This is a genomic window from Loktanella fryxellensis (genome assembly GCF_900110065.1).
In the GTDB taxonomy this organism is placed as follows: Bacteria; Pseudomonadota; Alphaproteobacteria; order Rhodobacterales; family Rhodobacteraceae; genus Loktanella; species Loktanella fryxellensis.
On sequence record NZ_FOCI01000003.1, the window covers coordinates 1 to 23,999 of the forward strand.

Below are 23,999 nucleotides of genomic sequence, written 5' to 3' on the forward strand. Positions count from 1 at the left end.
ACCCCATTGAGGAAACAACAAACCGCATCATCGCCAAAGTGCGTGCCAAGGTCGAGCATCCCTTCCGTGTCATCAAATGCCAGTTTGGCTATGTGAAGACCCGCTACCGCGGCCTCGCCAAGAACCGTGCCCAGCTCTTCACGCTGTTCGCCCTCGGCAACCTCTTCCTCGTGCGCCGAAAGCTGATGGCATGAGGACGAGTCCGCCTGGAAACAGGTGACAGGCCGCAACAGCGGCACAAAACGCATGACCAATGCCGCTTTCGGCTCCTAAATCCGCCCCCGCAGCGCTCAGGCGGTAATTGCGGCGCAGCCGACAGCGTTGATCAGATGTTCCTTAAGGGGTCGCCTGTCCCAACTGCACACAGTCTTCCTTCCGGTTGACGTGTCTTGTCCTCCCCGCTATACGCCGCCAGTCCGCGCCGTGTGGTGCCGACTCAATGCAATGCCGTGTGCCCCATTTCCGTCGCTGGACGGGGTCCTCCGGCTGACAGGAGAAGCGACGATGTTCAAGCTGAATGAGCTGTCCGACAACGAAGGCGCAACCCACCGCCGCAAGCGCGTCGGCCGTGGCCCGGGTTCGGGCAAGGGCAAGACCGGTGGCCGTGGTATCAAGGGTCAGAAGTCCCGCTCGGGCGTGGCGATCAAGGGCTACGAGGGCGGCCAGATGCCGCTGTACCAGCGTCTGCCCAAGCGCGGTTTCAACAACATCAACGCCAAGACCTACTCGGTCGTGAACCTGGGTCTGATCCAGAAGTTCATCGACGCGGGCAAGATCGACGCGACCGCCGACCTGACCGAGGATGCGCTGATCGCGTCCGGTCTGGTGCGTCGTCTGAAGGACGGCATCCGCGTGCTGGCCAAGGGTGAGATCACCAGCGCCATCAAGCTGCACGTGCACGGCGCGTCGCAGGGTGCGATCGAGGCCATCGAAAAGGCCGGTGGCAGCGTCACCGTCACCGCCAAGCCGAAGGTCGCAGCCGAGGCTGCGTGATCGCTTGCGGGCGACTGCACAGTCGCCTAGACAGAGCCTGAGTTTTCCCAGACGCCGCCATCGGGATACCCGCGTGGCGGCGTTTCTTCATCATATGTGAGACGTGCATGGCATCCGCAGCAGAACAGATGGCCGCGAACATGAGCTGGGGCGCCTTCGGCAAGGCGACAGAGCTGCGCAGCCGCATCCTCTTCACCATCGGCATGCTGATGGTCTACCGGCTGGGCACCTACATTCCCGTGCCGGGCATCGACGGCGTGCAGTTGCGGGCCTTCATGGACGAAGCGGCGGCGGGGATCGGCGGTATCCTGTCGATGTTCACCGGCGGCGCGCTGTCGCGCATGGGCATCTTCGCGCTGGGCATCATGCCCTACATCTCGGCCTCGATCATCGTGCAGCTTCTGGGTGCCATGTGGGAGCCGCTGAAGAACCTCAAGAAAGAGGGCGAGCAGGGGCGGCGCAAGCTGAACCAGTATACCCGTTACGGCACGGTCCTGCTGGCCACGGCGCAAGCCTATGGCCTTGCCAAATCGCTGGAGGCCGGTGGCCTCGCGTCCGATCCGGGTCTGTTCTTTACCGCGGCCTGCGTCATCACCATCGTCGGCGGCACCATGTTCCTGATGTGGGTGGGTGAACAGATCACCGCGCGCGGCATCGGCAACGGCATCTCGCTGATCATCTTCGTCGGCATCATCGCCGAGGTGCCTGCGGCGCTTGCACAGTTCCTGAGCCAGGGCCGGTCGGGTGCAATCAGCCCCTTCGTGATCGTCGGCGTGATCCTAATGGTGATCGCCACCTTCGCCTTCGTCGTGTTCATGGAACGGTCGCTGCGCAAGATCCACATCCAGTATCCCCGCCAGCAGCGCGGCATGAAGGTCTACGACGCGTCCAGCAGCCACCTGCCGATCAAAGTGAACCCGGCGGGCGTGATCCCGGCGATCTTCGCCAGCGCCCTTCTGTTACTGCCGACCACGATCAGCACGTTCTCGGGCGGGTCGTCCGGTCCTGTGATGTCCACGGTCCTCGCGTATTTCGGACCGGGGCAGCCGCTCTACCTGCTGTTCTTCACGGTGATGATCGTGTTCTTCACCTACTTCTATACCCGCGAGGTCGCGTTCAAGACCGAGGAGGTCGCCGAGAACCTCAAGAACCAGAACGGCTTCGTGCCGGGCATCCGGCCGGGCAAGAAGACGCAGGACTACCTCGACTATGTGGTGAATCGCATCCTCGTGCTGGGCTCCGCCTATCTGGTGCTGGTGGCCCTGCTGCCCGAGATCATCCGCAGCCAGTTCGCGATCCCGTTCTACTTCGGCGGCACGTCGGTGCTGATCATCGTGTCCGTGGGGATGGACACGATCCAGCAGATTCAGTCGCACCTGCTGGCGCACCAGTACGAGGGGCTGATCGAGAAATCGCAACTGCGCGGCAAGCGCAGCACGACCAAGCGGAGGGGACCGGCACGCAGATGAACATCATACTTTTGGGACCACCCGGTGCCGGCAAGGGCACGCAGGCACGACGGCTGGCCGACGAACGGCAGATGTTGCAGCTGAGCACGGGCGACATGCTGCGCGCCGCCCGTACGTCGGGCACCGAGATGGGCCGCCGCGTGGCCGACGTGATGGACCGGGGAGAGTTGGTCACGGACGAGATCGTGATCGGCCTGATCCGCGAACAACTGACCGGCGACACCCGCGCCGCGGGCTACATCTTTGACGGCTTTCCCCGCACGCTGGGGCAGGCGGACGCGCTGGGCAACCTGCTGACCGAGCTGGGTGAAAACCTGGACCGCGTGATTGAGATGAAGGTCGATGACGAGGTGCTGGTGGGCCGCATCAGCGCGCGCAGCACCTGTTCCAACTGCGGCGAGGTCTACAACGACGAGACCGCGCCGATCCCCGCCGACCATGTCTGCACCAAATGCGGTCAGAAGGCCGACTTCCTGCGGCGCGCCGACGACAACGCTGACGCGCTCAAGACGCGGCTGATGGCCTATTACAAGCAGACCAGTCCGCTGGTCGGCTACTATTATGCACGCGGCGACCTGACGACGGTGGACGGGCTGGCCAGCATGGACGACGTGTCCGCGGCGATCCGCACGGCGCTGGGTTAAGGCTTGACAGCAGGGGGTTGACCCGACCGGGCCATCCCCCTAGATACCCCCATCCTTCACGGGAATCACGGCACATGACCGGGCGCAGTCTGCCTGCATCATGGACTACCTCATACGACTTGGGCCCGCCGTTCATCGGTCGGGTCTGCGTTGTGAAAAAAGGGTCTGGTATCACGGACCCGCAACGAAAAGGAAGACACACGTGGCACGTATTGCCGGCGTCAACATCCCCTCTGCAAAGCGGGTTCCGATCGCCCTCACCTACATTGCCGGTATCGGCAACACCATCGCCGTACAGATCTGCGAAGCAACCGGCATCGACATGCAGCGTCGTGTCAACGATCTGTCCGACGCCGAAGTGTTGAAGATCCGCGAATACATCGACGAGCATGTGACGGTCGAAGGCGACCTGCGCCGCGAGACCCAGATGAACATCAAGCGTCTGATGGACCTGGGTTGCTACCGCGGCCTGCGTCACCGTCGTGGCCTACCCGTCCGCGGTCAGCGCACGCACACCAACGCACGCACGCGCAAGGGCCCCGCAAAGGCCATCGCCGGCAAGAAGAAATAAGGAGTCCCCGTCATGGCACGAGATACCCGCCGGACCGGCAAGAAAAAGGTCTCCAAGAACATCGCAGCTGGCGTTGCGCATGTGAACTCTTCCTTCAACAACACCAAGATCCTGATCTCGGACGTGCAGGGCAACGCGATTGCATGGTCGTCAGCCGGCACCATGGGCTTCAAGGGGTCGCGGAAATCCACGCCCTATGCAGCCCAGATGGCCGCAGAGGATGTGGGTAAGAAGGCGCAGGAACACGGCGTGAAGACGCTGGAAGTCGAAGTGCAGGGCCCCGGTTCGGGCCGCGAGTCCGCGCTGCGCGCGCTGGCTGCCGCAGGCTTCAACATCACGTCGATCCGTGACGTGACCCCGATGGCGCACAACGGCTGCCGCCCGCCGAAGCGTCGCCGGGTCTGACCCCACCATTTGAAGCCGGGGGCCGTGCTGCGTTGCACGGCCCCTGTCTGCCGTTTTGAAACCTCGAGCGTCGGCCTTTCTGGACATGAAGGCGGACAAGGATGGAGGGACTATGATCCACAAGAACTGGGCTGAGCTGATCAAGCCGACACAGCTGGACGTGAAGCCGGGCAACGACCCGCAACGTCAGGCGACACTGATCGCCGAACCGCTGGAGCGGGGCTTCGGCCTGACGCTGGGCAACGCGCTGCGCCGCATCCTGATGTCGTCGCTGCAGGGGGCCGCCATCACCGCCGTGCAGATCGACAACGTGCTGCACGAATTCTCGTCCGTCACCGGCGTGCGCGAGGATGTCACCGACATCGTCCTGAACCTCAAGGGCGTGGCGATCCGCATGGACGTTGAAGGTCCGAAGCGTCTGAGCGTGCAGGCCAAGGGTCCGGGCATCGTCACGGCCGGCGACATCTCGGAAACTGCCGGAATCGAGATCCTGAACAAGGACCACGTGATCTGCCACCTCGACGACGGTGCAGAGCTCTACATGGAACTGACGGTCAACACCGGCAAGGGCTATGTCTCGGCCGACAAGAACAAGCCGGAAGACGCGCCCATCGGCATGATTGCCATCGACGCGATCTATTCGCCGGTCAAGAAGGTCAGCTACGACGTGCAGCCCACCCGCGAGGGGCAGGTGCTGGACTATGATAAGCTGACAATGAAGATCGAGACCGACGGCTCGCTGACCCCCGACGATGCCGTGGCCTATGCCTCGCGCATCCTGCAGGACCAGTTGCAGATCTTCGTCAACTTCGACGAACCGGAGAGCGCGAACGCCGGTGGCGACGACGACGGGCTGGAATTCAACCCGTTGCTGCTGAAGAAGGTGGACGAGCTGGAACTGTCCGTCCGTTCGGCCAACTGCCTGAAGAACGACAACATCGTCTATATCGGCGACCTGATCCAGAAGACCGAAGCCGAGATGCTGCGCACCCCGAACTTTGGCCGCAAGTCCCTGAACGAGATCAAGGAAGTGCTGTCGGGCATGGGTCTGCACCTTGGCATGGACGTCGAGGACTGGCCGCCAGACAACATCGAGGATCTGGCCAAGAAGTTCGAAGACCAGTTCTGAAGACAAAAGGGGGCGGACAACGATCCGCCCCCGTTCACGACAATGCCCGCACATGGCGGGGAACATCCGGGCAATGGTGCCCCAATAATGCGGCTGACACGCATCAGACCGCTGGACAAAGTATAAGACGGAGTTGACCAAATGCGTCACGCAAGCGGCTATCGCAAACTGAACCGGACCCACGAACACCGCAAGGCGATGTTCGCCAACATGGCCGGGTCCCTGATCGAGCACGAGCAGATCAAGACGACCCTGCCCAAGGCCAAGGAACTGAAGCGGATCATCGACAAACTGATCACGCTGGGCAAGCGCGGCGATCTGCACGCCCGTCGTCAGGCCGACAGCCAGTTGAAGCAGGACATCCACACGGCCAAGCTGTTCGAAATCCTCGGCCCGCGCTATGCGGAACGTCAGGGCGGCTACTGCCGCGTGATGAAGGCCGGTTTCCGTTACGGTGACATGGCGCCGATGGCGATCATCGAACTGGTGGACCGCGACCGCGACGCCAAGGGTGCCGCCGACAAGGCCCGCATGATCGAGATCGACGAAGAGGCGTAAGCCTTACCGTGCAATCCGATAATGAAAGGCCCGGTCATGCACTGGGCCTTTTCGTGTATCCCGGGCCGTGTCATGGCCTGCCGTTCATCAGTGTCCCGTTTCCCCTTGCTTTATCCGGTCTCTTTTTGCCTTGCATTTATCTCAACGGCTGGCCCCTTAATCGGGTGTCAGGTGCCGTCCGCCTAGACCACAGCGATCCATTCCAACTCGCAGGTCACACCGCATGACGCCCCGGACCACGATCGACGGCACGATCCAGCAGATCGCTGACATGTCGCCGTTGGGCATCATGCTGGCGATGCATATCCGCGCCTCCGTCCCCCTCATGACGGTGCAGACCTTTCCCGAACGGTGGCTCACCCTGTATCACCAGCAGTCGCTGGCGCTGCGCGATCCGATCCTGGCCTGGGCCTTTGCCGCGCAGGGTGACGCGATCCGCTGGTCCGACCCGACGCTGGCCGATCCGTGGAACATCGTGGGCCTTGCCCGGCAGCAGGGGCTGATATTCGGCGTCAGCTTTGCCGCGGGGCCGGTGGTGAGCCGGTCGATCGGCGCGGTGTCACGTCCCGACCGAGAGTTCACGGACGCCGAAATAGCGACGCTGTCAGGGCATTTCACTCGCCTTCACGCGCAGACTCACCGCAATCGCCTGCTGTCGCCCGGTCAGGTCGCGGCGCTGCGCCTGATCGCGGATGGTGAACGGCAGGGGACCGGGGCCGAACGGCTGGGGATTTCCCGCAGCGCCTTCAAGGCGCGACTGGCCAATGCGCGCCGCGCCCTGCAGGCCCGCACCACGGCAGAGGCGGTGCAACGCGCGCGGATCGCAGGCCTGCTCTAGCGGCGCGGGCTTTCAAAACGGCCGCCGGCACACTACCACAGGGGCATGGCCGACCTGTTCGACACCAACACCCCCGCAACACCCAGCCCCGGCCCCGGTTCCGGCCCCCGACCGCTGGCCGACCGTCTGCGGCCGCAGACGCTGGCCGAAGTCATCGGTCAGGAACAGGTGCTGGGACCAGACGCGCCGCTGGGCATCATGCTGGCGTCCGGGTCGCTGTCGTCGCTGGTGCTGTGGGGGCCGCCCGGCGTGGGCAAGACCACCATCGCCCGCCTTCTGGCCGCCGAGACGGATCTGCATTTCGAACAGATCAGCGCGATCTTCACCGGCGTGCCGGACCTGCGCCGCGTGTTCGATGCAGCCCGCCTGCGCCGCCAGCAGGGGCGGGGGACGCTGCTCTTCGTGGATGAGATCCATCGCTTCAACAAGGCGCAGCAGGACGGTTTCCTGCCGCACATGGAGGATGGGACGATCCTTCTGGTCGGCGCGACCACGGAAAATCCCAGTTTCGAGCTGAATGCAGCACTTTTGTCCCGGGCACAGGTGCTGATCCTGACGCGGCTGACCGACGACGATCTGGAACGCCTGATCCAGCGGGCCGAGGGCGATCTGGGCCGTCCGCTGCCGCTGGACGCCGCCGCACGGGTACAATTGGTGAACATGGCCGATGGCGACGGCCGCGCGCTGCTCAACCTGATCGAGCAGGTGGCGGCGTGGCGCGTGACCGACCCGCTGGGCCCCGACGCGCTGACCCGCCGCCTGATGAAGCGGGCGGCGAAATACGACAAGTCCGGGGATGAACACTACAACCTGATCTCCGCCCTGCACAAATCCGTCCGGGGATCGGACCCGGATGCGGCGCTCTACTGGCTGGCGCGGATGCTGACCGGGGGCGAGGACCCCCGCTACCTCGCGCGGCGCATCCTGCGCATGGCGATCGAGGATATCGGACTGGCCGACCCGCAGGCGCAGCATGTGTGCCAGCAGGCGTGGGAAACCTACGAACGCCTGGGCTCCCCGGAGGGGGAATTGGCGCTGGGGCAGGCGGTGACCTACCTCGCACTCGCGCCGAAATCGAACGCGGGCTACGTCGCGTTCAAGGCGGCGATGCAGGCGGCGAAGCAGACCGGGTCGGAACCGCCGCCGCGCCACATCCTGAACGCGCCGACGCGGCTGATGAAGGAACAGGGGTTCGGGTCGGGCTATGCCTATGACCACGACGCGGAGGATGCGTTTTCCGGTCAGGACTATTTCCCCGAAACGATGAAGCGCGGCATCTATTACCTTCCCGTGGATCGCGGGTTCGAGCGGGAGTTGAAGAAGCGCCTCGATTTCTTTGCGGGTTTGCGGGCAAAGCGCAAAGGGACGACGAATTGATCGGCACCGCACTGGCCGTGGCCCTTGGCGGCGCGATCGGATCGACCTTGCGCTGGCTGACCGGGCAGGCGGCGTTGCGGCTGATCGGGCCGGGGTTTCCGTGGGGGACGGTCACGGTGAACGTCCTCGGCTCTTTCCTGATGGGTGTGCTGGTCGTGGTGCTGGCCGAACGGGGTGGCCAGCGCGCCGCACCGTTCCTGATGACGGGCGTTCTAGGCGGCTTCACCACGTTTTCTGCATTCACGCTGGATACGGTGGCGCTGGTGGAACGGGGACAGTATATGCTGGCGGTGGCCAACGCTGGCGGCACGGTTCTGATCGGGCTGGCGGCGCTGGTGCTTGGCATGACTTTGACGCGGATGGTGATATGAGCAGTGGCGGTGTGCAGACGCGGGTGATCGGCCCGGACGACGGCGACCAGCGGCTCGACCGCTATCTGCGGCGGCTGTTCCCGCACCTGACGCAGGGCCGCATCGAAAAGATGTGCCGCAAGGGCGACATCCGCGTCGATGGTGGGCGCGTCAAATCGAACACCCGCCTCGACGTGGGCCAAAGCATCCGCATCCCGCCCCTGCCGACCGAGGCGCAGGTGGAGGCAGAGCGCAGCCTGCTGAAGCAGGGCGTGACCAAGGCGGATGCGGCCCTGATCCAGTCCTGCGTGATCTACCGCGACGACCACATGATCGTCATCAACAAACCTGCGGGTCTGGCGACCCAAGGTGGCACCAACACCACCCGCCACGTCGACGCGATGAGCGAGGCGCTGATGTTCGGCTATGACGAAAAGCCGCGTCTGGTGCACCGTCTGGACAAGGACACCTCCGGCGTCCTGATCCTTGCGCGGACCCGGATGGCGGCCAAGCAGTTGACCGACAACCTGAAACACCACGCCACGCGCAAGATCTATTGGGCCGCCGTCGCCGGCGTGCCGCATCCGCGTGCGGCGACGATCAAATACGGGCTGATCAAGGCCCCCGGCCACGGCAGCGGCGGCGAGAACGAAAAGATGCGCTGCATCCACCCCAAGGAGGTGGACAGCACCGAAGGTGCGAAGCGCGCCACGACCGATTACGCCGTCCTCGATACGCTGGCCAAACGTGCCTCATGGGTCGCCCTCGTGCCGATCACGGGCCGGACGCACCAGCTGCGCGCCCATATGGCCGAAATCGGTCACCCGATCATCGGCGACGGCAAGTATGGCGGCACCGATCAGGAAAACCTCGGCGATGGCTGGGGCGCCGGCATGGGCGGCGACATCAGCCGCAAGATGCACCTGCACGCACGGTCGCTGACCATCGAACACCCCGAAACGGGCGCGATCCTGCATCTGACGGCGCCGCTGCCGGACCACATGCAGCGGACGTGGGATTTCGTGGGCTGGCACGTCAGCCACGCCCCCGTCGATCCGTTCAACATGCCCGACTGATGGCGGCAGCCATCCGTGACAGGTCAGGAGTGATCGCATGAACGACTGGGCTCCCCGCCGATTCTGGACACTGGCCGCGAGCGTGCCCCGCGATGGCGGCTGGGCCGTCGATCTGGACGGACGCGCCGTCAAGACCCCCTACAAGTCGGCCCTGATCGTGCCGTCCCGCGCCATGGCCGACGCCATTGCCGCCGAATGGCAGGCACAGGGCGAGCGGATCGACCCCGGCACCATGCCCGTCACCCGCGCCACAAACTCGGCCATCGACAAGGTCGCCCCGCAGCGCGACGACGTGGCGGCCTTGCTGGCCGCCTATGGCGAGAGTGATCTGCTGTGCTACCGTGCCACGCAGCCCGACGCGCTGATCGCGCGGCAGAACGCGGCGTGGGACCCGTGGCTGGCGTGGTCTGCGCAGGCGCTGGATGCGCCGCTGCATGTGACATCGGGCATCATGCCGGTGGATCAGCCGCAGGCGTCGCTCGACCGGTTGCACGTGCGCGTGCGGCAATTGGACAACTTTGCCATGACGGGATTCTACGACCTGGTGCAGCTTTCCGGCTCTCTCGTGCTGGCGCTGGCGGTGATCGCTGGCAAGCTGCCTGCAGCGCAGGCGTGGGACATCAGCCGCATCGACGAGGATTTCCAGATCAGCCAGTGGGGCGACGACGACGACGCCGCCGCGGTGGCGGCGTTGAAGCGGCAGGCGTTCCTGCATGCGGAAACCTTCGTGCGGATGAGCAGCGCCGACTGACACGGCGATCAGGTCACCGACAGCGCTGCCTGATAAAAAGCACTTTTCCATGAAATGCATGCGGCTTGTGCAATCGAGTCCGGTCCAGTTGGCTGTGGCTCTTGACCTCTGCGCAACAAATCGCTCACTCTAGGCGGATTGAAGGGGCGACCCGTCATGACGCAACCGCCCGGATGGGTGGAATAATTGGCCGTCCCTTGGCGGGCGGAAACTCAGGAAGAGGTAAGAATGAAAAACTCCGTACTTTTTGGAACGCTGGCGATGGCCGGTCTCTCTGCCGCCGCGGCTTCGGCTGCGACGCTGGATGACGTCAAGGCACGCGGCAATCTGAACTGCGGCGTCGTGACCGGCCTCGCTGGATTCGGTGCACCCGACGCCAACGGTGTCTGGGAAGGCTTCGACGTCGACGTGTGCCGTGCGGTCGCTGCCGCGATCTTCGGCGACGAGAATGCCGTCGAATTCGTGCCGACCACCGGCGAGACCCGCTTCACCGCGCTGTCGTCCGGCGAGATCGACCTGCTGGCCCGCAACACGACCTGGACCTTCTCGCGCGATGTGGAACTGAAGTTCGACTTCATCGGCGTGAACTACTACGACGGTCAGGGCTTCCTCGTGCCGACCGCTCTGGGCGTCACCTCGGCCAAGGATCTGGACGGCGCGACCGTCTGCATCCAGACCGGCACCTCGACCGAGCTGAACCTCGCGGACTTCTTCCGTGCCAACAACATCACCTATCAGCCGGTCGCCGTGCAGACCAACGCCGAAGGCCAGCAGCAGTATCTGGCCGGCGCCTGCGACGCCTACACGACCGACGCATCGGGTCTGGCTGCGACGCGCGCGACGTTCGAGGCGCCCGACGATCACGTACTGCTGCCCGAGATCATCTCGAAAGAGCCGCTGGGCCCGCTGGTCCGTCACGGTGACAGCGACTGGGCCGACCTGAACCGCTGGGTTCTGAACGCCCTGATCGCCGCCGAAGAGCTGGGAATAACCTCGGCCAACGTCGCCGAAATGGCCGCAGCGCCGACCAACAACCCCGAAGTGAACCGCATCCTGGGCACCGAAGGCGAGTATGGCGCCATGCTGGGCCTCGAGCCGAACTGGGCCGTGGCCGCGATTTCGGCGGGTGGCAACTATGGCGAGATCTTCGAGCGCAACATCGGCGAGAACACTCCGATCGGCCTGGCCCGTGGCCTGAACGCCCAGTGGACCGACGGCGGCCTGCTCTACACGCCTCCGTTCCGCTAAAATAACAGGCGAAAGGCCCGGTTTGCGCCGGGCCTTTCGTCGTTTTCTGCGACGCGATCAAGAAACGCCTGCCAGCGCGTGGTGCATCCGGGCCAACCGGAGCAACCTCAAGCAAGTCTGGCGATGCCCGGGGAGATTATATTCATGTCATCGATGACGGACAGTCCGCCACGCGAAAGCTTTCGCCTGAGCCAGTTGATCTATGACACGCGCTATCGGTCGCTGACGATCCAGGTGTTCACGCTGGTCCTCGTGTGTATCGGGATCTACTGGCTGGGTCAGAACCTGCTGACCAACCTTGCGTCCCTGGGACTGCAACCGAACTTCGCCTTTTTGAACTCGCGCGCGGGTTACGACATCACGCCCAGCATCGGCACGTGGATCACGGGCTATACCAGTGCGGCCACCCATTGGGACGCGGCGCTGGTCGGCGTCTATAACACGCTCCTCGTCGCGTTTCTGGGCATCATCCTTGCGACGGTCCTCGGTGTGATCGCCGGTGTGCTGCGCCTGTCGCGCAACTGGCTGGTCAGCCGCATGATGGCCGTCTATGTCGAGGGGTTCCGCAACGTCCCCCTGCTGCTGTGGATCCTGCTGATCTATTCCATCTTCTCGGAGGCCTTGCCGCAGCCTCGCGATTTCCGCGAGGTCGAGGGCGCCGTGTCTGCTGCGAGCATGACCTGGGGCGCCTTTGCCGCCACCAACCGCGGCTTTTACATGCCCGCGCCGGTTTGGGGCCCCGGGTCCGGCGTGCTTGTCGCGGTCTTCGTCGCGTCGGTCGTCGCGGCGGTCCTCTATCGCCGCTATGCGCGCAAGGTGCTGTTCGACACAGGGCGGATGTTGCCGATGCTCTGGCCGATGGTCGTCATCGCGCTGCTGCCGGTGATCGCCGCCTACTTCGTCCTTGGGCAGCCGGTGTCGCTGTCCTACCCCGAGCTTGCCGGATTCAACTTCAGCGGTGGTCTGCGGGTGGACAATGCGCTGCTGGCCCTGTGGCTGGCGCTGTCACTCTATACAGGGGCCTTCATCACCGAGATCGTGCGCGCCGGCATCCTGTCGGTGTCCAAGGGCCAGACCGAAGCGGCGTCCGCGTTGGGAATGCGCCCCAACCGCACCATGAACCTCGTGATCCTGCCGCAGGCGATGCGCGTCATCATTCCGCCGCTGACCTCGCAATACCTGAACCTGACCAAGAACTCGTCGCTGGCCATCGCGGTGGGGTATGCGGACGTGCGCGCCACGCTGGGCGGCATCAGCCTGAACCAGACCGGGCGTGCGCTGGAATGCATGTTGATGCTGGGTCTGCTGTATCTGGCCCTGTCGCTGGCGATTTCCTTCGTCATGAACCTGTTCAATGCGTCGATGAAACTGAAGGAGCGCTGAGATGAGCGAGACACACGCCCACACCACCGCCTTCGTCCGCGACGCGGTCCTGCCACAACAACCCCCGCCAGCGACCGCATCGGGTCCGCTGCGCTGGATGCGCGACAACCTGTTCCCGAACTGGATCAACGGGATCATGACGCTGATCGCCATCTACGTGATCTACCGCATCGTGTCGGGCCTGCTGCCGTGGTTCATCAGCCCGACGTGGGACCAGCCGTCGCTGTCCGCCTGCCGCGCGCTGTTCACCGAACTGGGGCAATCGACGCATCAGGCCTGCTGGGGCGTGATCAACGACCGCTGGCGCCAGTTGATGTTCGGCTTCTACCCCGCCGAGTTGTACTGGCGACCCACGGTGGCGCTGTTCGTCCTGCTCGCAGGCCTCGCACCGGTGCTCTTCGGCGGCTTCCCACGGTGGTTCATGGCGTTCGCGCTGGCGTCCCCGTTCATCATCTTCACGCTGATCTGGGGCGGCACGATCTGGGTGCCCATCGTCGTGGCGCTGGGGCTGGTCATCGCCGTCGTGGCGTTTCGGGGTCTGGTCAAGCGCAACGCCATTCTGGCGACCTTTGCCGGGATCGTGCTGCCGATACTGTTCTGGCTGTTCCTGGTCGGTCCGCTGACCGCGGTGCTGTCGGATGCGCTGCCTATCGGGCTGGACCCGGTGCGTTCGAACCAACTCGGCGGCTTCCTGTTGTCGGTGGTGATCGGCGTGGCGGCCATCGTGCTGTCGCTGCCGCTTGGCATCCTGCTGGCGCTGGGGCGTGCGTCCGATCTGTTCATCGTGAACAAGATCAGCATCGCCTTCATCGAGATCGTGCGCGGCGTGCCGCTGATCGTGTGGCTGTTCACCGCGTCCCTGCTGTTGAACTACTTCCTGCCGCCGGGCACTAGCTTTGATCTGACGCTGCGGGTGATCATCATGGTGACGCTGTTCTCCGCCGCCTACATCGCCGAGGTGGTGCGTGGCGGTCTGGCGGCCGTGCCGAAGGGACAATACGAAGGGGCCGACAGTCTGGGCCTGTCCTATTGGCAGTCGATGCAGCTGATCGTGCTGCCGCAGGCGCTGAAGATCTCGATCCCCGGCATCGTCAACACCTTCATCGGGTTGTTCAAGGACACGACGCTGGTGCTGTTCATCGGCCTGCTCGATCCGCTGGGCCTGACCAACGCGATCCGCGCCAGCACCGACTGGAACGGCATCTATTGGGAACTCTTCATCTTCATCGGCGTGCTGTTCTTCGTCGTCTGCTACAGCATGGGCCGTTATTCGATGTATCTGGAGCGCAAGCTTCAACGTGAAAACCGTTAAGGGAAGGGCATGACCATGTCAGACGCCGCACAACAGGACCGCAACGTCAACCGCGCCGCCATGCAGGTCACCGACGAGGTTGCTATCGAAATCTCTGCGATGAACAAGTGGTACGGCACGTTCCACGTGCTGCGCGACATCAACCTGACGGTGAACCGGGGCGAGCGCATCGTCATCTGCGGGCCGTCCGGGTCGGGGAAGTCCACGCTGATCCGCTGCATCAATCGGCTGGAGGAACACCAGTCGGGCCGCATCATCGTGGACGGGACGGAGCTGTCCTCAGACCTCAAGAACATCGACAAGATCCGGTCGGAAGTGGGGATGTGCTTTCAGCACTTCAACCTGTTCCCGCATCTGACGATCCTGGAAAACTGCACGCTCGCGCCGATCTGGGTGCGCAAGACGCCCAAGAAGGACGCCGAGGAAACGGCGATGCACTTCCTCAAGAAGGTGAAGATCCCCGAGCAGGCGCACAAGTATCCGGGCCAGCTGTCCGGTGGTCAGCAGCAGCGTGTGGCCATCGCCCGCAGCCTGTGCATGAAGCCGCGCATCATGCTGTTCGACGAGCCGACATCGGCACTGGACCCCGAGATGATCAAGGAGGTTCTGGACACGATGATCGAGCTCGCTGAAGAGGGCATGACCATGCTGTGCGTGACGCACGAGATGGGCTTTGCGCAGGCCGTGGCGAACCGCGTGATCTTCATGGACCAGGGCCAGATCGTGGAGCAGAACGAGCCGAAGGCGTTCTTCAACAACCCGCAGTCCGAGCGGACCAAGCTGTTCCTGAGCCAGATTCTGGGTCACTGAGCCGACGGCGGCGTGTGGGGCGGGGGCGGCTGCGGGGGCCAGCCCCCGCGCCCCCGGGATATTTCCAACCAGAAGAAGGGCAGGGACCCTTGCGTCAGTCCGAGAGGTCCGCAGGAATGACGAAGGCGGTGCAATCCCCCTGTGCGATGTCGGCCCATGATGCCACGTTGAACGTGATGACCGTTGTGGCCGCCGTCGGGTAGTCGGCAAAGCGGGCGTGGTCGGGCGCGGTCGTGACCAGATGGTGCGCCAACTCTCCGATGCCCGGGTTGTGGGCGCAGACCAGCAGGGTGGCGGTGTCGCCTTGTTTGCGGATATGGCGCAGCAGCATATCGGGGCTTGCGTTGTAGAATTGCGGCAGGTGCCGCACGGGCACGTCGGCGCGAGCACCCGTCAGCATCAGGTCGACGGTCTGCGTCGTGCGCTCCGCATCGGAACACAGGATCAGGTCCGGCAGGTGACCTTGCGCCGCCAGCCAGTGTCCCAAAGCGGGCGCATCCCTGCGGCCCCGCGCGTTCAGCGTGCGGTCGTGGTCGGCCAGCGTGGGGTCGTCCCAGCCGGATTTCGCATGACGCAGCAGGATCAGGGTCAGCGTCACGGGGTTAGTCCTGACGCGATTTCAGGCGGGATTCGGTGGATCTGATGATCGACCCGGCCCCGTGTTCGGTGAACAGTTCCAGCAAGGATGCGTTCGGTAGCCGACCGTCGAGGATCACGACCGCGCGCACGCCGTCCTCGATCGCCTTCAGCGCGGTTTCGACCTTGGGGATCATGCCGCCCGCGATGGTGCCGTCGGCGATCATGGCGCGGATCTGGTCTGGGTTGAGCTGCGTCAGCACCTTGCCGTCCGCATCCTTGACCCCCGGAACGTCGGTCAGCAGCAGCAGGCGGTCGGCCTTCAGCGCCCCCGCGATGGCGCCCGCCGCGGTGTCGCCGTTCACGTTGAATGTCTCGAGGAAGTCCATGCCGGTCGCCACCGGGGCCACGACGGGGATGATCCCGGCGCCATAGAGGTCGCGCAGCACCTGCACGTTCATCTCGACCGGGCGGCCGACGAAGCCCAGTTCCGGGTCGTCCGCCTCGGCGACCATCAGGTCATCGTCCTTGCCGGAGAGACCCACGGCACGGCCGCCTTCGTCCATGATCGCCTGCACGATGCGTTTGTTCACAAGGCCGGTCAGCACCATCTCGACCACTTCGACGGTGGCCTGATCGGTGACGCGCTTGCCGCGGATGAAGGTCGATTTGATGCCAAGCCTGTCGAGCATCTCGTTGATCATCGGGCCGCCACCGTGGACCACGACCGGGTTCATGCCGACCTGTTTCATCAGCACGATGTCGCGGGCGAATTCGGCCATTGCATCCGCGTCGCCCATGGCGTTACCGCCGAACTTCACCACAACCACCGCGCCGGAGTAGCGCTGCAGATAGGGCAGGGCCTCCGACAGGGTGCGGGCCGTGGCGATCCAGTCTCGGTTCATGTCCTGCGTCCTCATGGTCGCCCCTCCGGGGTTGGTTCGGCCAAGGGATAGCGGAGGCGCGTCACCCCCTCAAGCGGGGATGACGCGCCCTTGGGCTAAGGGCAGGATGTTGTCGGAGGACGAGGGACGTTCGCGGGTGATCAGGCCTCGATGGTGGCAATCACGGCACGGAGCGTCTCGATCCCTTCGCCTTTTTCGGAACTGGTGAGGATCAGCTCCGGATAGGCGGCGGGGTGGCGGGCGAGGGCCGTGCGTGTCGCGGCCATCGCCGCATCCAGCGCGTCGCCCTTGACCTTGTCGGTCTTGGTCATCACCGCCTGGAATGTGACGGCGGACCGATCGAGCAGCGTCATGATCTCTTCGTCCACTGCCTTGGCGCCGTGGCGCGCGTCGATCAGAACGAACACCCGGCGCAGGGTGGGGCGGCCCTGCAGATAGCTTTTCAACAGCGCCTGCCATTTGGCGACGACGGCCACGGGCGCGTTGGCAAAGCCGTAGCCCGGAAGGTCGACGACATAGAGATCGCCTGCGGTGAAGAAGTTGATCTCCTGCGTGCGGCCCGGCGTATTGGAGGCCCGCGCCAACCCCTTGCGCCCCGTGAGGGCATTGATGAGCGACGACTTGCCCACGTTGGACCGCCCGGCAAAGCAGACCTCCAGCCGGTCTGCGGGGGGCAGGCCGTCCATCGCGACCACGCCCTTGACGAAGTCGGTCTGGCCCGCGAACAGCAGGCGGCCCTTTTCCAGCGCCTCGGCGTCCGGAAGCTCGACGGGGGGGAAACGCATTTCCATGGGCGGGGCCTTTCGCGGGGGACGCAGGATCGTCCCGAAAATGGGGAAGGGGGCGGTGATCCCGCCCCCCGTCGTCGTCGTCATGTCGTGTCGCCTACTTGGGCTTCTTGTTGGTGTTGGCGTTGGCCGCCGCCGCCGCCGTCTTGCGGCGGTTGAACGTGGACTTGATGTTGCCGAACACGTCGGGTCTGGCCCCGTGGCTGCGCATGATGAGGTATTGCTGCGCGAAGGTGATCGTGTTGTTCGCGATCCAGTAGATCACGAGGCCGCTGGCGAAGCTGCCCAGCATGAACATGAACACCCATGGCATCCACGCAAAGATCATCTGCTGCGTGGGATCGGTGGGGGCCGGGTTCAGTTTCTGCTGCAGCCACATGGAAATGCCCAGCAGGATCGGCAGTACGCCCAGCGACAGGATGAAGAAGATGCTGCCCGGTTCCGGCGTGGCCCACGGCAGCAGGCCGAACAGGTTCAGGATGGAGGACGGATCGGGCGCGGACAGGTCGTTGATCCAGCCGAACCACGGTGCGTGCCGCAGTTCCAGCGTGACGAAGATCACCTTGTAGAGCGAGAAAAAGATCGGGATCTGGATCAGGATCGGCAGGCACCCGGCGGCCGGGTTCACCTTGTTGTCCTTGTAGAGCTTCATCATCCCCTGCTGCAGGGCGGCCTTGTCGTCGCCGGTCCGCTCCTTCAGCTTTTCCATCTCGGGCTGCAGTTCCTTCATCCGCGCCATGCTGACGTAGGATTTGTAGGCCAGCGGCAGCACGAGCAGTTTCAGCAGGAAAGTCAGGGCGATGATCGACCAGCCCATGTTGCCGATCAGCAGGTTCAGGTGATGCAGCACCCAGAAGATCGGCTTGGTCAGGAAAAAGAACCAGCCCCAGTCGATGCTGTCGATGAACCCGGTGACGCCCGACTGCTGATAGTCGCGGATCGCCTCCCATTCCTTGGCACCGGCGAACAGCTGGGTGGTGATCGTGGTCGTGGCACCGGCGGCGACGGTCTGCGGTTCACGGACCGCTTCGGCCTGAAAGATGTCGCGGCTGGGGAAGTACTTGGCGGTGGACCGGAAGGCGGCGGTCTGATCGGGGATCAGCGTCGTCATCCAGTAGTGGTCGGTATAGCCGATCCAGCCGCTTTGCGTGACGTCGAACCGTTCGGCATTGGTGCCTTCGCGGTCGTCGACCTCGAAATCCACCATGTTCTTGTATTTCACTTCCTCCAGCGTGCCGTCGGTCATGCGGACCAGACCCTCGTGCAGGATGAAGAAGTTCTGCAGGTCGGACGGCGTGCCTTCCTGCCGCAGCAGACCGTAGGGCCGCAGGCTGACGGGGGCATCGGTGGTGTTCTCGACGCTTTGGGCCACGCTGAACATGTAGCGGTCGTCGACCGAGATCGCGTTCCGGAAGATCTGGCCCGCGCCGTTGTCCCACGCCAGCGTGACGGGGGTGTCGGGGGTCAGGGTGGTCCCATCCTCCAGCGTCCACAGGGTATCCGGGCCGGGCACGGCGTCGGCGGCCACGCCGTCGACCCCGGTCCAGCCGAAGCTGGCGAAATAGGCGTCCGGCGTGCCGCTGGGCGACAGCAGCGTGACGGTGGGAGAGCCGTCGTCCGTCGTCTCGCGGTATTGCGTCAGGCGCAGATCATCGATGCGACCGCCAAGCAGAGAGATCGACCCGTCGAGTTCGGGGGTCTGTACGGGGATGCGCGGGGCCTCGGCCAGCGCCTCGGTCTCTTCGGTGGGGGCGGCCAGCGCGGTGGCATCGGTCGTCGCCGCATCGGCACCGGGCACGGCGAGGGTACCTGCGTCCTGTTGGGCCTGCACCTCCTCCAGCGTGGCGGGGGCCTGCACCTCTGGCGGGAACAGGAATGTCCAGACGATGATCACGACCGTGGAAAGCACGAGCGCGAGGATCAGGTTCTTGTTTTGATCTTGCATGGGTCGCAACGTCCGTCTGTCAGAAGGGTGGGTTGGTTGGTTCAATCCCTGCGACCCCCAAAGGTCAAGGGGTGTCCGTGGTATTGTGATCAGCGGCCGGGGCGGCCGTGGGGTCCAGCGTCAGCCCGGCGAAATCGAAAAGGCCCAGATCCAGAAGGTGACTGGGCCGCGCATTCATCAGCGCGCTGAATATCTTGCCGCGCCGGCCGGGACTGTTCGCCTCCCACCCGTCGAGCAGACGCTTGATCTGCTGGCGCTGCAATCCGTCCTGACTGCCGCACAGGTCGCAGGGGATGATGGGATAGTTCATTGCGCGGGCAAAGGCGTCGCAGTCCGCCTCTGCCACATGGGCAAGGGGGCGGTAGAGGAACAGATCGCCGTCGTCGTTCTTCAGCTTGGGCGGCATCGTGGCCAGCTTTCCGCCGTGGAACAGGTTGAGGAAGAACGTCTCGAGGATGTCGTCGCGGTGATGGCCCAGCACGACAGCGGTGCAGCCTTCCTCGCGCGCAATGCGGTACAGGTTCGCGCGGCGCAGGCGCGAACACATGGTGCACAGCGTGCGGCCGACGGGCGTCTTGTCCATCACGACGGAATAGGTGTCGCGGTAATCGATGCGGTGCGGCACGCCCATGCGGGCCAGAAACTCCGGCAGGACGGTCGCCGGAAAACCGGGCTGTCCCTGATCGAGGTTGCACGCCAGCAAATCGACCGGCAGCAGGCCGCGCCATTGCAATTCATAGAGCACAGCCAGCAGGGTGTAGCTGTCCTTGCCGCCAGACAGGCAGACCAGCCATTTGCCGCCCGGTGCGATCATGCCGTAACGGTCGATCGCCTCGCGCGTGTCGCGGACCAGCCGCTTGCGCAGCTTCTTGAACGCGACCGAATCCGGCGCGCCGTTGAACAGGGGATGGATGTCGGTTTCGTCCAGCATGGCGCGTCCCTACTGCGGCGGTGGCAAAAACGCTAGCCGAATTGCACTCGCCCGCCGTGGGCGGCACGCTAGGTTCCTGCGCACAAGAAGGAGGCACCCCTCATGCGTTTCGCGATCCTCGGCGGTTTGGCCCTGATGGCCGCCTGCACCGGCAAGCCGTCGTTCGACGACGCCACGCTGTCGGACAAGAAGCTCGACATCGAGGAGTTCTTCGATGGAGAGCTGGTGGCCTACGGTCAGTTTCAGGACATCCTCGGCACCGTGCGGCGCAGCTTCGTGGTGAACATCACGGGCGACTGGGACGGTCAGGTGCTGACCTTGACCGAGGATTTCGTCTACGAGGACGGCAGCACCGAACAGCGGATCTGGTCGCTGACCAAGACCGGGCCGGAGTCGTGGACCGGCACCGCCCCCGGCGTGATCGGGACCGCCACGGGGCAGGAACAGGACAACCGGTTCAACTGGAAATACGAGATCGACTTGGCCGTCCCGTCCGCGGACGGCACGAGCGAGACGATGCGCGTCACCTTCGACGACTGGATGTGGCTGCAGACCGACACCCGCCTGTTCAACCGCGCCTACGTCAAGCGCTATGGCGTGGACATCGGCGACGTCAGCATTTCGTTCGAGAAGCTGGACTAGACCTCAGTCCGGCACGTTGTCGATGCCGGACCCGCCCCACGGGTGACAGCGCCCCAACCGGCGTAGCGTCAGCCACGTACCGCGCATGGCACCATGGCGCTGCAAAGCCTCCAGCGCATAGGCGGAACATGTGGGATGGAACCGACAGCCGTGTCCCACCCAAGGCGACAGCAGCAGGCGGTAAGCGCGGATCGGCAGGGCGACAAGATGCGCCAGCGGCGTCATCCGTGCACCCGCTCCAATGCGCGGATCAGGTCGGTCTGCAATTGGCCAAAGGGCAGGGTGGCCGTGGTCTGTGGCCGCCCGACAAGGACATAGTCCCAGCCCGCGCGCCCATGCAGCGGCAGCACCAGCCGCGCGATTTCGCGCAGGCGGCGCTTGGCCCGGTTGCGGGCCACCGCGTTGCCGACCTTCTTGGAGCACGTATATCCCACCCGCATCGGCCCGTCTGCGTCGGTGCGGGGGCGGCCTTGGAGGTGGATTCCCGCCGTGCCCTGCCTGCGCCCGTGGCTGGCCGCGACGAAATCGCGACGCTGCGTCAGGGTCACGGGCATGACGGGACCCGGCATCGCTGGACTTGCCATCGCAGGCTGTGGACATGACAAAGCCGCCGGTGTGCCCGCATCATCGGGCTGGTCCGGCGGCAGCATGTCGGTCACGTCCAAGGCGGCGCTTATGCGCTCAGCTTGGCCCGGCCCTTGGCGCGGCGGGCGTTGATGATCTTGCGGCCCGAGGGGGTGGCCATGCGGGCACGGAAACCGTGACGGTTCTTGCGGACGCGGTTGCTGGGTTGGAACGTGCGCTTCATCGCGTGTCCTCCGGTTCGGGGGCCAAATCCGGGATGGATTCGAGGCCCGTCATTCATTCAGACCTGCCCTTTAGGCGGCCCATCTGGCCCTGTCAACGCCGCAGCGGACCACAAGATGTGTCAGCGACGCGATTTAAGGGCGCGCCCGTGTTACAGATCGCGGGACCGATCGCACGAAAGCGGGCCGGTACCGCCCCCGCCGATCAAGGGCGCGTGATCCGGGGCGTCAGGCTGGGGACCATGCCCCATCTATGCTACATCACGCCGCATTGCCGCATCGAAAGCGATCCCATGACCCAGACCACCACCGCGACCCCCCTTGTGCGGCGCCTGCCGCTGATCGCCATCGTCGTGGTGGCGCTGGTGGGGGCATGGGCGCTGCGCGACTATCTGTCCTTCGACGCGCTGGCCCGCAACCGAGAGGCGCTGATCGCCTTCCGCGATGCGAACTATCTGCTGTGCGCGCTGGGATTCATGGCCGCCTATGCCGCCATCGTCGCCTTCAGCCTGCCGGGGGCGACCATCGCCACGCTGACCGGCGGGTTCCTGTTCGGCACCTGGCCCACAGCCTTTCCGGTGCTGCCCGGCGCGCTGTTCAACGTGGCGGGGGCCACCACGGGGGCGATCCTGCTGTTCCTGGCGGCCCGCTGGGGACTGGGGCAGGCGCTGGCCACGCGCATGGATGCCAGCGACGGCGTGGTGAAGCGGATCAAGGACGGCATCGACGACGAGGGCAACCAGTGGTCCATGCTGTTCCTGATCCGCCTCGTGCCCGCCGTGCCGTTCTTCGTGGCAAACCTCGTGCCCGCGCTGGTCGGCGTCCCGCTCCATCGCTTTGCGGTCAGCACGTTCTTCGGCATCATGCCGGGGGCGGTCGTCTATACCTCGGTCGGTGCCGGTCTGGGCGAGGTTTTCGCGCGTGGCGAGACGCCGGATCTGGGAATCATCTTTCAGCCTGCGATCCTGTTGCCGATCCTGGGCCTGTGTCTGCTGGCGGCGCTGCCGCTGGTGCTGAAGGCCGTGCGCGGCCAAAAAGGTCTGTAAGTTGAAAAGGTCTGTGACATGACGCATCTCAAGGTCGATCTGTGCATCATCGGGGCGGGGTCCGCCGGTCTGTCGGTCGCCGCGGGCGCGGCCCAGATGGGGGCCTCCGTCGTGCTGATCGAACGGGCCGAGATGGGGGGCGACTGCCTGAACGCGGGCTGCATCCCGTCCAAGGCGCTGATCGCCGCCGCGAAACATGCCTATCAACCGCAGCACGGCGCGGCGTTCGGCGTCGAAGATACCACCCCGCAGGTCGATTTCGCCGCCGTCAAGGATCACGTCCGCCGCGTGATCGACACCATTGCCCCCGTCGATAGTCAGGAGCGGTTCGAGGGGCTGGGTTGCACCGTGATCCGCGCCGATGCCCGCTTTGTCAGCCGGACAGAGGTGCAGGCGGGGGACACCATCATCACCGCCCGGCGATTCGTAATCGCCACCGGGTCCGGCCCCTTCGTGCCGCCGATACCCGGTCTGGACGGCGTGATGGTCCACACGAACGAGACGATCTTCGATCTGCGCGACAAGCCCGACCACCTCATCATCATCGGCGGCGGCCCCATCGGGATGGAGATGGCACAGGCGCACCGCCGCCTCGGCTGCGCCGTCACTGTGATCGAGGGCGCCAAGGCGATGGGCAAGGACGACCCCGAACTCGCCGCCATCGTGCTGGACCGCCTGCGGGGTGAGGGTGTCGCGATCATGGAGGATGCCAAGGCCGAGCGCGTCAGCGGCGGCGAGGGTGGTGCAATCACCGTCCACACCAGCAAAGGCCGCGTGACCGGCACGCACCTGCTGGTCGCCGTCGGCCGCGCGGTCAAGGTGGATGGCATGGGTCTGGACGTCGCGGGCGTGGATCACGACCGCAAGGGCATCACGGTGGACGCCAACTTGCGGTCGGTCAGCAACAAGGCGGTCTATGCGGCAGGTGACGTGGCGGGCGGCCTGCAATTCACCCATGTCGCGGGCTACCACGGCGGACAGCTCGTGCGGGCGCTGATGTTCGGCCTGCCGGCACGCGCCCGCACCGACCACATCCCCTGGGCCACCTACACCGACCCCGAACTGGCCCACGTCGGCCTGACAGAGGCTGAGGCCCGCAAGCGTCACGGCGACAAGCTGACCGTGGTCCGGTCGGAATACGCCCACAACGACCGCGCCAATACCGAAGGCCGCACCACGGGCCTGATCAAGGTCATGGTGGTGGGCGGTCGCCCGGTGGGCGCGTCCATCGTCGGCCATCTGGCGGGCGAGCTGATCGGCATGTGGGCCATGGCCATCGCCAACAAGCTGAAGATGACCGCGATCAGCAATACCGTTCTGCCCTATCCGACCTATATGGAATTGAACAAACGGGCCGCTGGCGCGTATTTCAGTCCCAAGCTGTTCGAGAGTGCGACGGTGAAACGTGTGGTGGGGCTGGTGCAGCGCTGGCTGCCCTGAGGTCGG

At 64.8% G+C, this 23,999-nt stretch carries 28 protein-coding genes; 20 read left to right on the forward strand and 8 right to left on the reverse strand.

Annotation, left to right across the window (positions count from 1 at the left end; genetic code table 11):
• From BMX16_RS03350 to BMX16_RS03430, 17 genes are all read left to right on the forward strand, one after another.
• A partial coding sequence (locus tag BMX16_RS03350; RefSeq protein ID WP_143057989.1) for a transposase occupies positions 1-194 on the forward strand: 194 nt, incomplete at its 5' end.
• Positions 195-504: 310 nt separating this feature from the next.
• The gene (gene rplO, locus BMX16_RS03355; protein WP_089898722.1) at positions 505-993 is read left to right on the forward strand and encodes a 50S ribosomal protein L15; all 489 of its coding nucleotides are present in this window, start codon (positions 505-507) and stop codon (positions 991-993) included.
• Between the two features lie 107 nt (positions 994-1,100).
• The gene (secY, locus tag BMX16_RS03360; protein ID WP_245731257.1) at positions 1,101-2,462 is read left to right on the forward strand and encodes a preprotein translocase subunit SecY; all 1,362 of its coding nucleotides are present in this window, start codon (positions 1,101-1,103) and stop codon (positions 2,460-2,462) included.
• Complete coding sequence (locus BMX16_RS03365; RefSeq protein ID WP_089898727.1) at positions 2,459-3,106, forward strand: adenylate kinase; 648 nt, start codon at positions 2,459-2,461, stop codon at positions 3,104-3,106. The genes secY and BMX16_RS03365 overlap by 4 nt, the downstream gene beginning before the upstream one ends.
• Before the next feature lie 202 nt (positions 3,107-3,308).
• Positions 3,309-3,677 (forward strand): 30S ribosomal protein S13, encoded by a 369-nt coding sequence (rpsM, locus tag BMX16_RS03370; protein WP_089898729.1) that lies wholly within the window; start codon positions 3,309-3,311, stop codon positions 3,675-3,677.
• Positions 3,678-3,689: 12 nt separating this feature from the next.
• The gene (rpsK, locus tag BMX16_RS03375) at positions 3,690-4,082 is read left to right on the forward strand and encodes a 30S ribosomal protein S11 (protein ID WP_072858530.1); all 393 of its coding nucleotides are present in this window, start codon (positions 3,690-3,692) and stop codon (positions 4,080-4,082) included.
• 112 nt (positions 4,083-4,194) lie between these two features.
• On the forward strand, positions 4,195-5,211 hold the full coding sequence (locus BMX16_RS03380; RefSeq protein WP_089898731.1) for a DNA-directed RNA polymerase subunit alpha: 1,017 nt from the start codon (positions 4,195-4,197) through the stop codon (positions 5,209-5,211).
• A 141-nt stretch (positions 5,212-5,352) separates the two neighbouring features.
• Positions 5,353-5,769, forward strand: a complete 417-nt coding sequence (gene rplQ, locus BMX16_RS03385) for a 50S ribosomal protein L17 (protein ID WP_089898733.1) — start codon at positions 5,353-5,355, stop codon at positions 5,767-5,769.
• Positions 5,770-5,992: 223 nt separating this feature from the next.
• Complete coding sequence (locus BMX16_RS03390; protein ID WP_089898735.1) at positions 5,993-6,607, forward strand: helix-turn-helix transcriptional regulator; 615 nt, start codon at positions 5,993-5,995, stop codon at positions 6,605-6,607.
• Positions 6,608-6,652: 45 nt separating this feature from the next.
• The gene (locus tag BMX16_RS03395; RefSeq protein ID WP_089898737.1) at positions 6,653-7,984 is read left to right on the forward strand and encodes a replication-associated recombination protein A; all 1,332 of its coding nucleotides are present in this window, start codon (positions 6,653-6,655) and stop codon (positions 7,982-7,984) included.
• Positions 7,981-8,355 (forward strand): fluoride efflux transporter CrcB, encoded by a 375-nt coding sequence (crcB, locus tag BMX16_RS03400; RefSeq protein ID WP_089898739.1) that lies wholly within the window; start codon positions 7,981-7,983, stop codon positions 8,353-8,355. The genes BMX16_RS03395 and crcB overlap by 4 nt, the downstream gene beginning before the upstream one ends.
• Entirely contained in the window at positions 8,352-9,410 is a 1,059-nt protein-coding gene (locus tag BMX16_RS03405; RefSeq protein ID WP_089898741.1) for an RluA family pseudouridine synthase, read from the forward strand. The genes crcB and BMX16_RS03405 overlap by 4 nt, the downstream gene beginning before the upstream one ends.
• Before the next feature lie 37 nt (positions 9,411-9,447).
• Complete coding sequence (locus tag BMX16_RS03410; protein ID WP_089898744.1) at positions 9,448-10,161, forward strand: ATP12 family chaperone protein; 714 nt, start codon at positions 9,448-9,450, stop codon at positions 10,159-10,161.
• 228 nt (positions 10,162-10,389) lie between these two features.
• Positions 10,390-11,409, forward strand: a complete 1,020-nt coding sequence (locus tag BMX16_RS03415; protein WP_089898748.1) for an amino acid ABC transporter substrate-binding protein — start codon at positions 10,390-10,392, stop codon at positions 11,407-11,409.
• Between the two features lie 144 nt (positions 11,410-11,553).
• Positions 11,554-12,792 carry an amino acid ABC transporter permease gene (locus tag BMX16_RS03420; RefSeq protein WP_089899184.1) on the forward strand — a complete coding sequence of 413 codons (1,239 nt, stop codon included), beginning with the start codon at positions 11,554-11,556 and terminating at the stop codon, positions 12,790-12,792.
• Between the two features lies 1 nt (position 12,793).
• Positions 12,794-14,104, forward strand: coding sequence for an amino acid ABC transporter permease (locus BMX16_RS03425; protein ID WP_089898752.1), 1,311 nt, complete (start codon positions 12,794-12,796; stop codon positions 14,102-14,104).
• 15 nt (positions 14,105-14,119) lie between these two features.
• Positions 14,120-14,914, forward strand: coding sequence for an amino acid ABC transporter ATP-binding protein (locus tag BMX16_RS03430; RefSeq protein WP_089899189.1), 795 nt, complete (start codon positions 14,120-14,122; stop codon positions 14,912-14,914).
• A gap of 94 nt (positions 14,915-15,008) precedes the next feature.
• Here BMX16_RS03430 and BMX16_RS03435 read toward each other — a convergent pair whose 3' ends face one another.
• The 5 genes from BMX16_RS03435 to ttcA all read right to left on the reverse strand — a co-directional run bounded on the left by BMX16_RS03435 (position 15,009) and on the right by ttcA (position 20,059).
• Positions 15,009-15,512, reverse strand: a complete 504-nt coding sequence (locus tag BMX16_RS03435) for a SixA phosphatase family protein (protein WP_089898755.1) — start codon at positions 15,510-15,512, stop codon at positions 15,009-15,011.
• Between the two features lie 4 nt (positions 15,513-15,516).
• Entirely contained in the window at positions 15,517-16,395 is an 879-nt protein-coding gene (gene argB / locus BMX16_RS03440) for an acetylglutamate kinase (protein WP_245731259.1), read from the reverse strand.
• 140 nt (positions 16,396-16,535) lie between these two features.
• Positions 16,536-17,186: a ribosome biogenesis GTP-binding protein YihA/YsxC gene (gene yihA, locus BMX16_RS03445; protein WP_089899191.1), complete on the reverse strand. Its 651-nt coding sequence runs from the start codon at positions 17,184-17,186 to the stop codon at positions 16,536-16,538.
• A 94-nt stretch (positions 17,187-17,280) separates the two neighbouring features.
• Complete coding sequence (gene yidC / locus BMX16_RS03450) at positions 17,281-19,128, reverse strand: membrane protein insertase YidC (protein WP_089898759.1); 1,848 nt, start codon at positions 19,126-19,128, stop codon at positions 17,281-17,283.
• A 64-nt stretch (positions 19,129-19,192) separates the two neighbouring features.
• Positions 19,193-20,059, reverse strand: a complete 867-nt coding sequence (gene ttcA, locus BMX16_RS03455) for a tRNA 2-thiocytidine(32) synthetase TtcA (protein ID WP_089898762.1) — start codon at positions 20,057-20,059, stop codon at positions 19,193-19,195.
• A gap of 102 nt (positions 20,060-20,161) precedes the next feature.
• On the opposite strand from ttcA, the gene BMX16_RS03460 reads away from it, so the two are divergent.
• Entirely contained in the window at positions 20,162-20,701 is a 540-nt protein-coding gene (locus BMX16_RS03460; RefSeq protein ID WP_089898765.1) for a DUF3833 domain-containing protein, read from the forward strand.
• Between the two features lie 3 nt (positions 20,702-20,704).
• Here BMX16_RS03460 and yidD read toward each other — a convergent pair whose 3' ends face one another.
• Genes yidD through rpmH form a run of 3 tightly spaced genes read right to left on the reverse strand, consistent with a single transcriptional unit; the run spans position 20,705 to position 21,509 of the window.
• A complete protein-coding gene (gene yidD / locus BMX16_RS03465; protein ID WP_089898768.1) occupies positions 20,705-20,926 on the reverse strand; it encodes a membrane protein insertion efficiency factor YidD in 222 nt (73 codons plus the stop codon).
• On the reverse strand, positions 20,923-21,351 hold the full coding sequence (gene rnpA / locus BMX16_RS03470) for a ribonuclease P protein component (protein ID WP_089899194.1): 429 nt from the start codon (positions 21,349-21,351) through the stop codon (positions 20,923-20,925). Before rnpA ends, yidD begins: the two co-directional genes overlap by 4 nt.
• Positions 21,352-21,374: 23 nt before the next feature.
• The gene (rpmH, locus tag BMX16_RS03475) at positions 21,375-21,509 is read right to left on the reverse strand and encodes a 50S ribosomal protein L34 (RefSeq protein ID WP_072858510.1); all 135 of its coding nucleotides are present in this window, start codon (positions 21,507-21,509) and stop codon (positions 21,375-21,377) included.
• Between the two features lie 291 nt (positions 21,510-21,800).
• On the opposite strand from rpmH, the gene BMX16_RS03480 reads away from it, so the two are divergent.
• Together BMX16_RS03480 and BMX16_RS03485 are read left to right on the forward strand one after the other, a co-directional pair.
• Positions 21,801-22,553, forward strand: a complete 753-nt coding sequence (locus BMX16_RS03480; protein WP_089899197.1) for a TVP38/TMEM64 family protein — start codon at positions 21,801-21,803, stop codon at positions 22,551-22,553.
• Positions 22,554-22,571: 18 nt separating this feature from the next.
• A complete protein-coding gene (locus tag BMX16_RS03485; RefSeq protein WP_089898771.1) occupies positions 22,572-23,993 on the forward strand; it encodes a dihydrolipoyl dehydrogenase family protein in 1,422 nt (473 codons plus the stop codon).
• Positions 23,994-23,999: the final 6 nt, after the last annotated feature.

Coding starts and splice junctions, on each gene's coding strand:
- rplO (WP_089898722.1), top strand. CDS start 505: ATGTTCAAGCTGAATGAGCTGTCCGACAACGAAGGCGCAACCCACCGC.
- secY (WP_245731257.1), top strand. CDS start 1,101: ATGGCATCCGCAGCAGAACAGATGGCCGCGAACATGAGCTGGGGCGCC.
- BMX16_RS03365 (WP_089898727.1), top strand. CDS start 2,459: ATGAACATCATACTTTTGGGACCACCCGGTGCCGGCAAGGGCACGCAG.
- rpsK (WP_072858530.1), top strand. CDS start 3,690: ATGGCACGAGATACCCGCCGGACCGGCAAGAAAAAGGTCTCCAAGAAC.
- BMX16_RS03380 (WP_089898731.1), top strand. CDS start 4,195: ATGATCCACAAGAACTGGGCTGAGCTGATCAAGCCGACACAGCTGGAC.
- rplQ (WP_089898733.1), top strand. CDS start 5,353: ATGCGTCACGCAAGCGGCTATCGCAAACTGAACCGGACCCACGAACAC.
- BMX16_RS03390 (WP_089898735.1), top strand. CDS start 5,993: ATGACGCCCCGGACCACGATCGACGGCACGATCCAGCAGATCGCTGAC.
- BMX16_RS03395 (WP_089898737.1), top strand. CDS start 6,653: ATGGCCGACCTGTTCGACACCAACACCCCCGCAACACCCAGCCCCGGC.
- BMX16_RS03405 (WP_089898741.1), top strand. CDS start 8,352: ATGAGCAGTGGCGGTGTGCAGACGCGGGTGATCGGCCCGGACGACGGC.
- BMX16_RS03410 (WP_089898744.1), top strand. CDS start 9,448: ATGAACGACTGGGCTCCCCGCCGATTCTGGACACTGGCCGCGAGCGTG.
- BMX16_RS03415 (WP_089898748.1), top strand. CDS start 10,390: ATGAAAAACTCCGTACTTTTTGGAACGCTGGCGATGGCCGGTCTCTCT.
- BMX16_RS03420 (WP_089899184.1), top strand. CDS start 11,554: ATGTCATCGATGACGGACAGTCCGCCACGCGAAAGCTTTCGCCTGAGC.
- BMX16_RS03425 (WP_089898752.1), top strand. CDS start 12,794: ATGAGCGAGACACACGCCCACACCACCGCCTTCGTCCGCGACGCGGTC.
- BMX16_RS03430 (WP_089899189.1), top strand. CDS start 14,120: ATGTCAGACGCCGCACAACAGGACCGCAACGTCAACCGCGCCGCCATG.
- argB (WP_245731259.1), bottom strand. CDS start 16,395: ATGAACCGAGACTGGATCGCCACGGCCCGCACCCTGTCGGAGGCCCTG.
- yihA (WP_089899191.1), bottom strand. CDS start 17,186: ATGGAAATGCGTTTCCCCCCCGTCGAGCTTCCGGACGCCGAGGCGCTG.
- yidC (WP_089898759.1), bottom strand. CDS start 19,128: ATGCAAGATCAAAACAAGAACCTGATCCTCGCGCTCGTGCTTTCCACG.
- ttcA (WP_089898762.1), bottom strand. CDS start 20,059: ATGCTGGACGAAACCGACATCCATCCCCTGTTCAACGGCGCGCCGGAT.
- BMX16_RS03460 (WP_089898765.1), top strand. CDS start 20,162: ATGCGTTTCGCGATCCTCGGCGGTTTGGCCCTGATGGCCGCCTGCACC.
- yidD (WP_089898768.1), bottom strand. CDS start 20,926: ATGACGCCGCTGGCGCATCTTGTCGCCCTGCCGATCCGCGCTTACCGC.
- rnpA (WP_089899194.1), bottom strand. CDS start 21,351: ATGCTGCCGCCGGACCAGCCCGATGATGCGGGCACACCGGCGGCTTTG.
- rpmH (WP_072858510.1), bottom strand. CDS start 21,509: ATGAAGCGCACGTTCCAACCCAGCAACCGCGTCCGCAAGAACCGTCAC.
- BMX16_RS03480 (WP_089899197.1), top strand. CDS start 21,801: ATGACCCAGACCACCACCGCGACCCCCCTTGTGCGGCGCCTGCCGCTG.
- BMX16_RS03485 (WP_089898771.1), top strand. CDS start 22,572: ATGACGCATCTCAAGGTCGATCTGTGCATCATCGGGGCGGGGTCCGCC.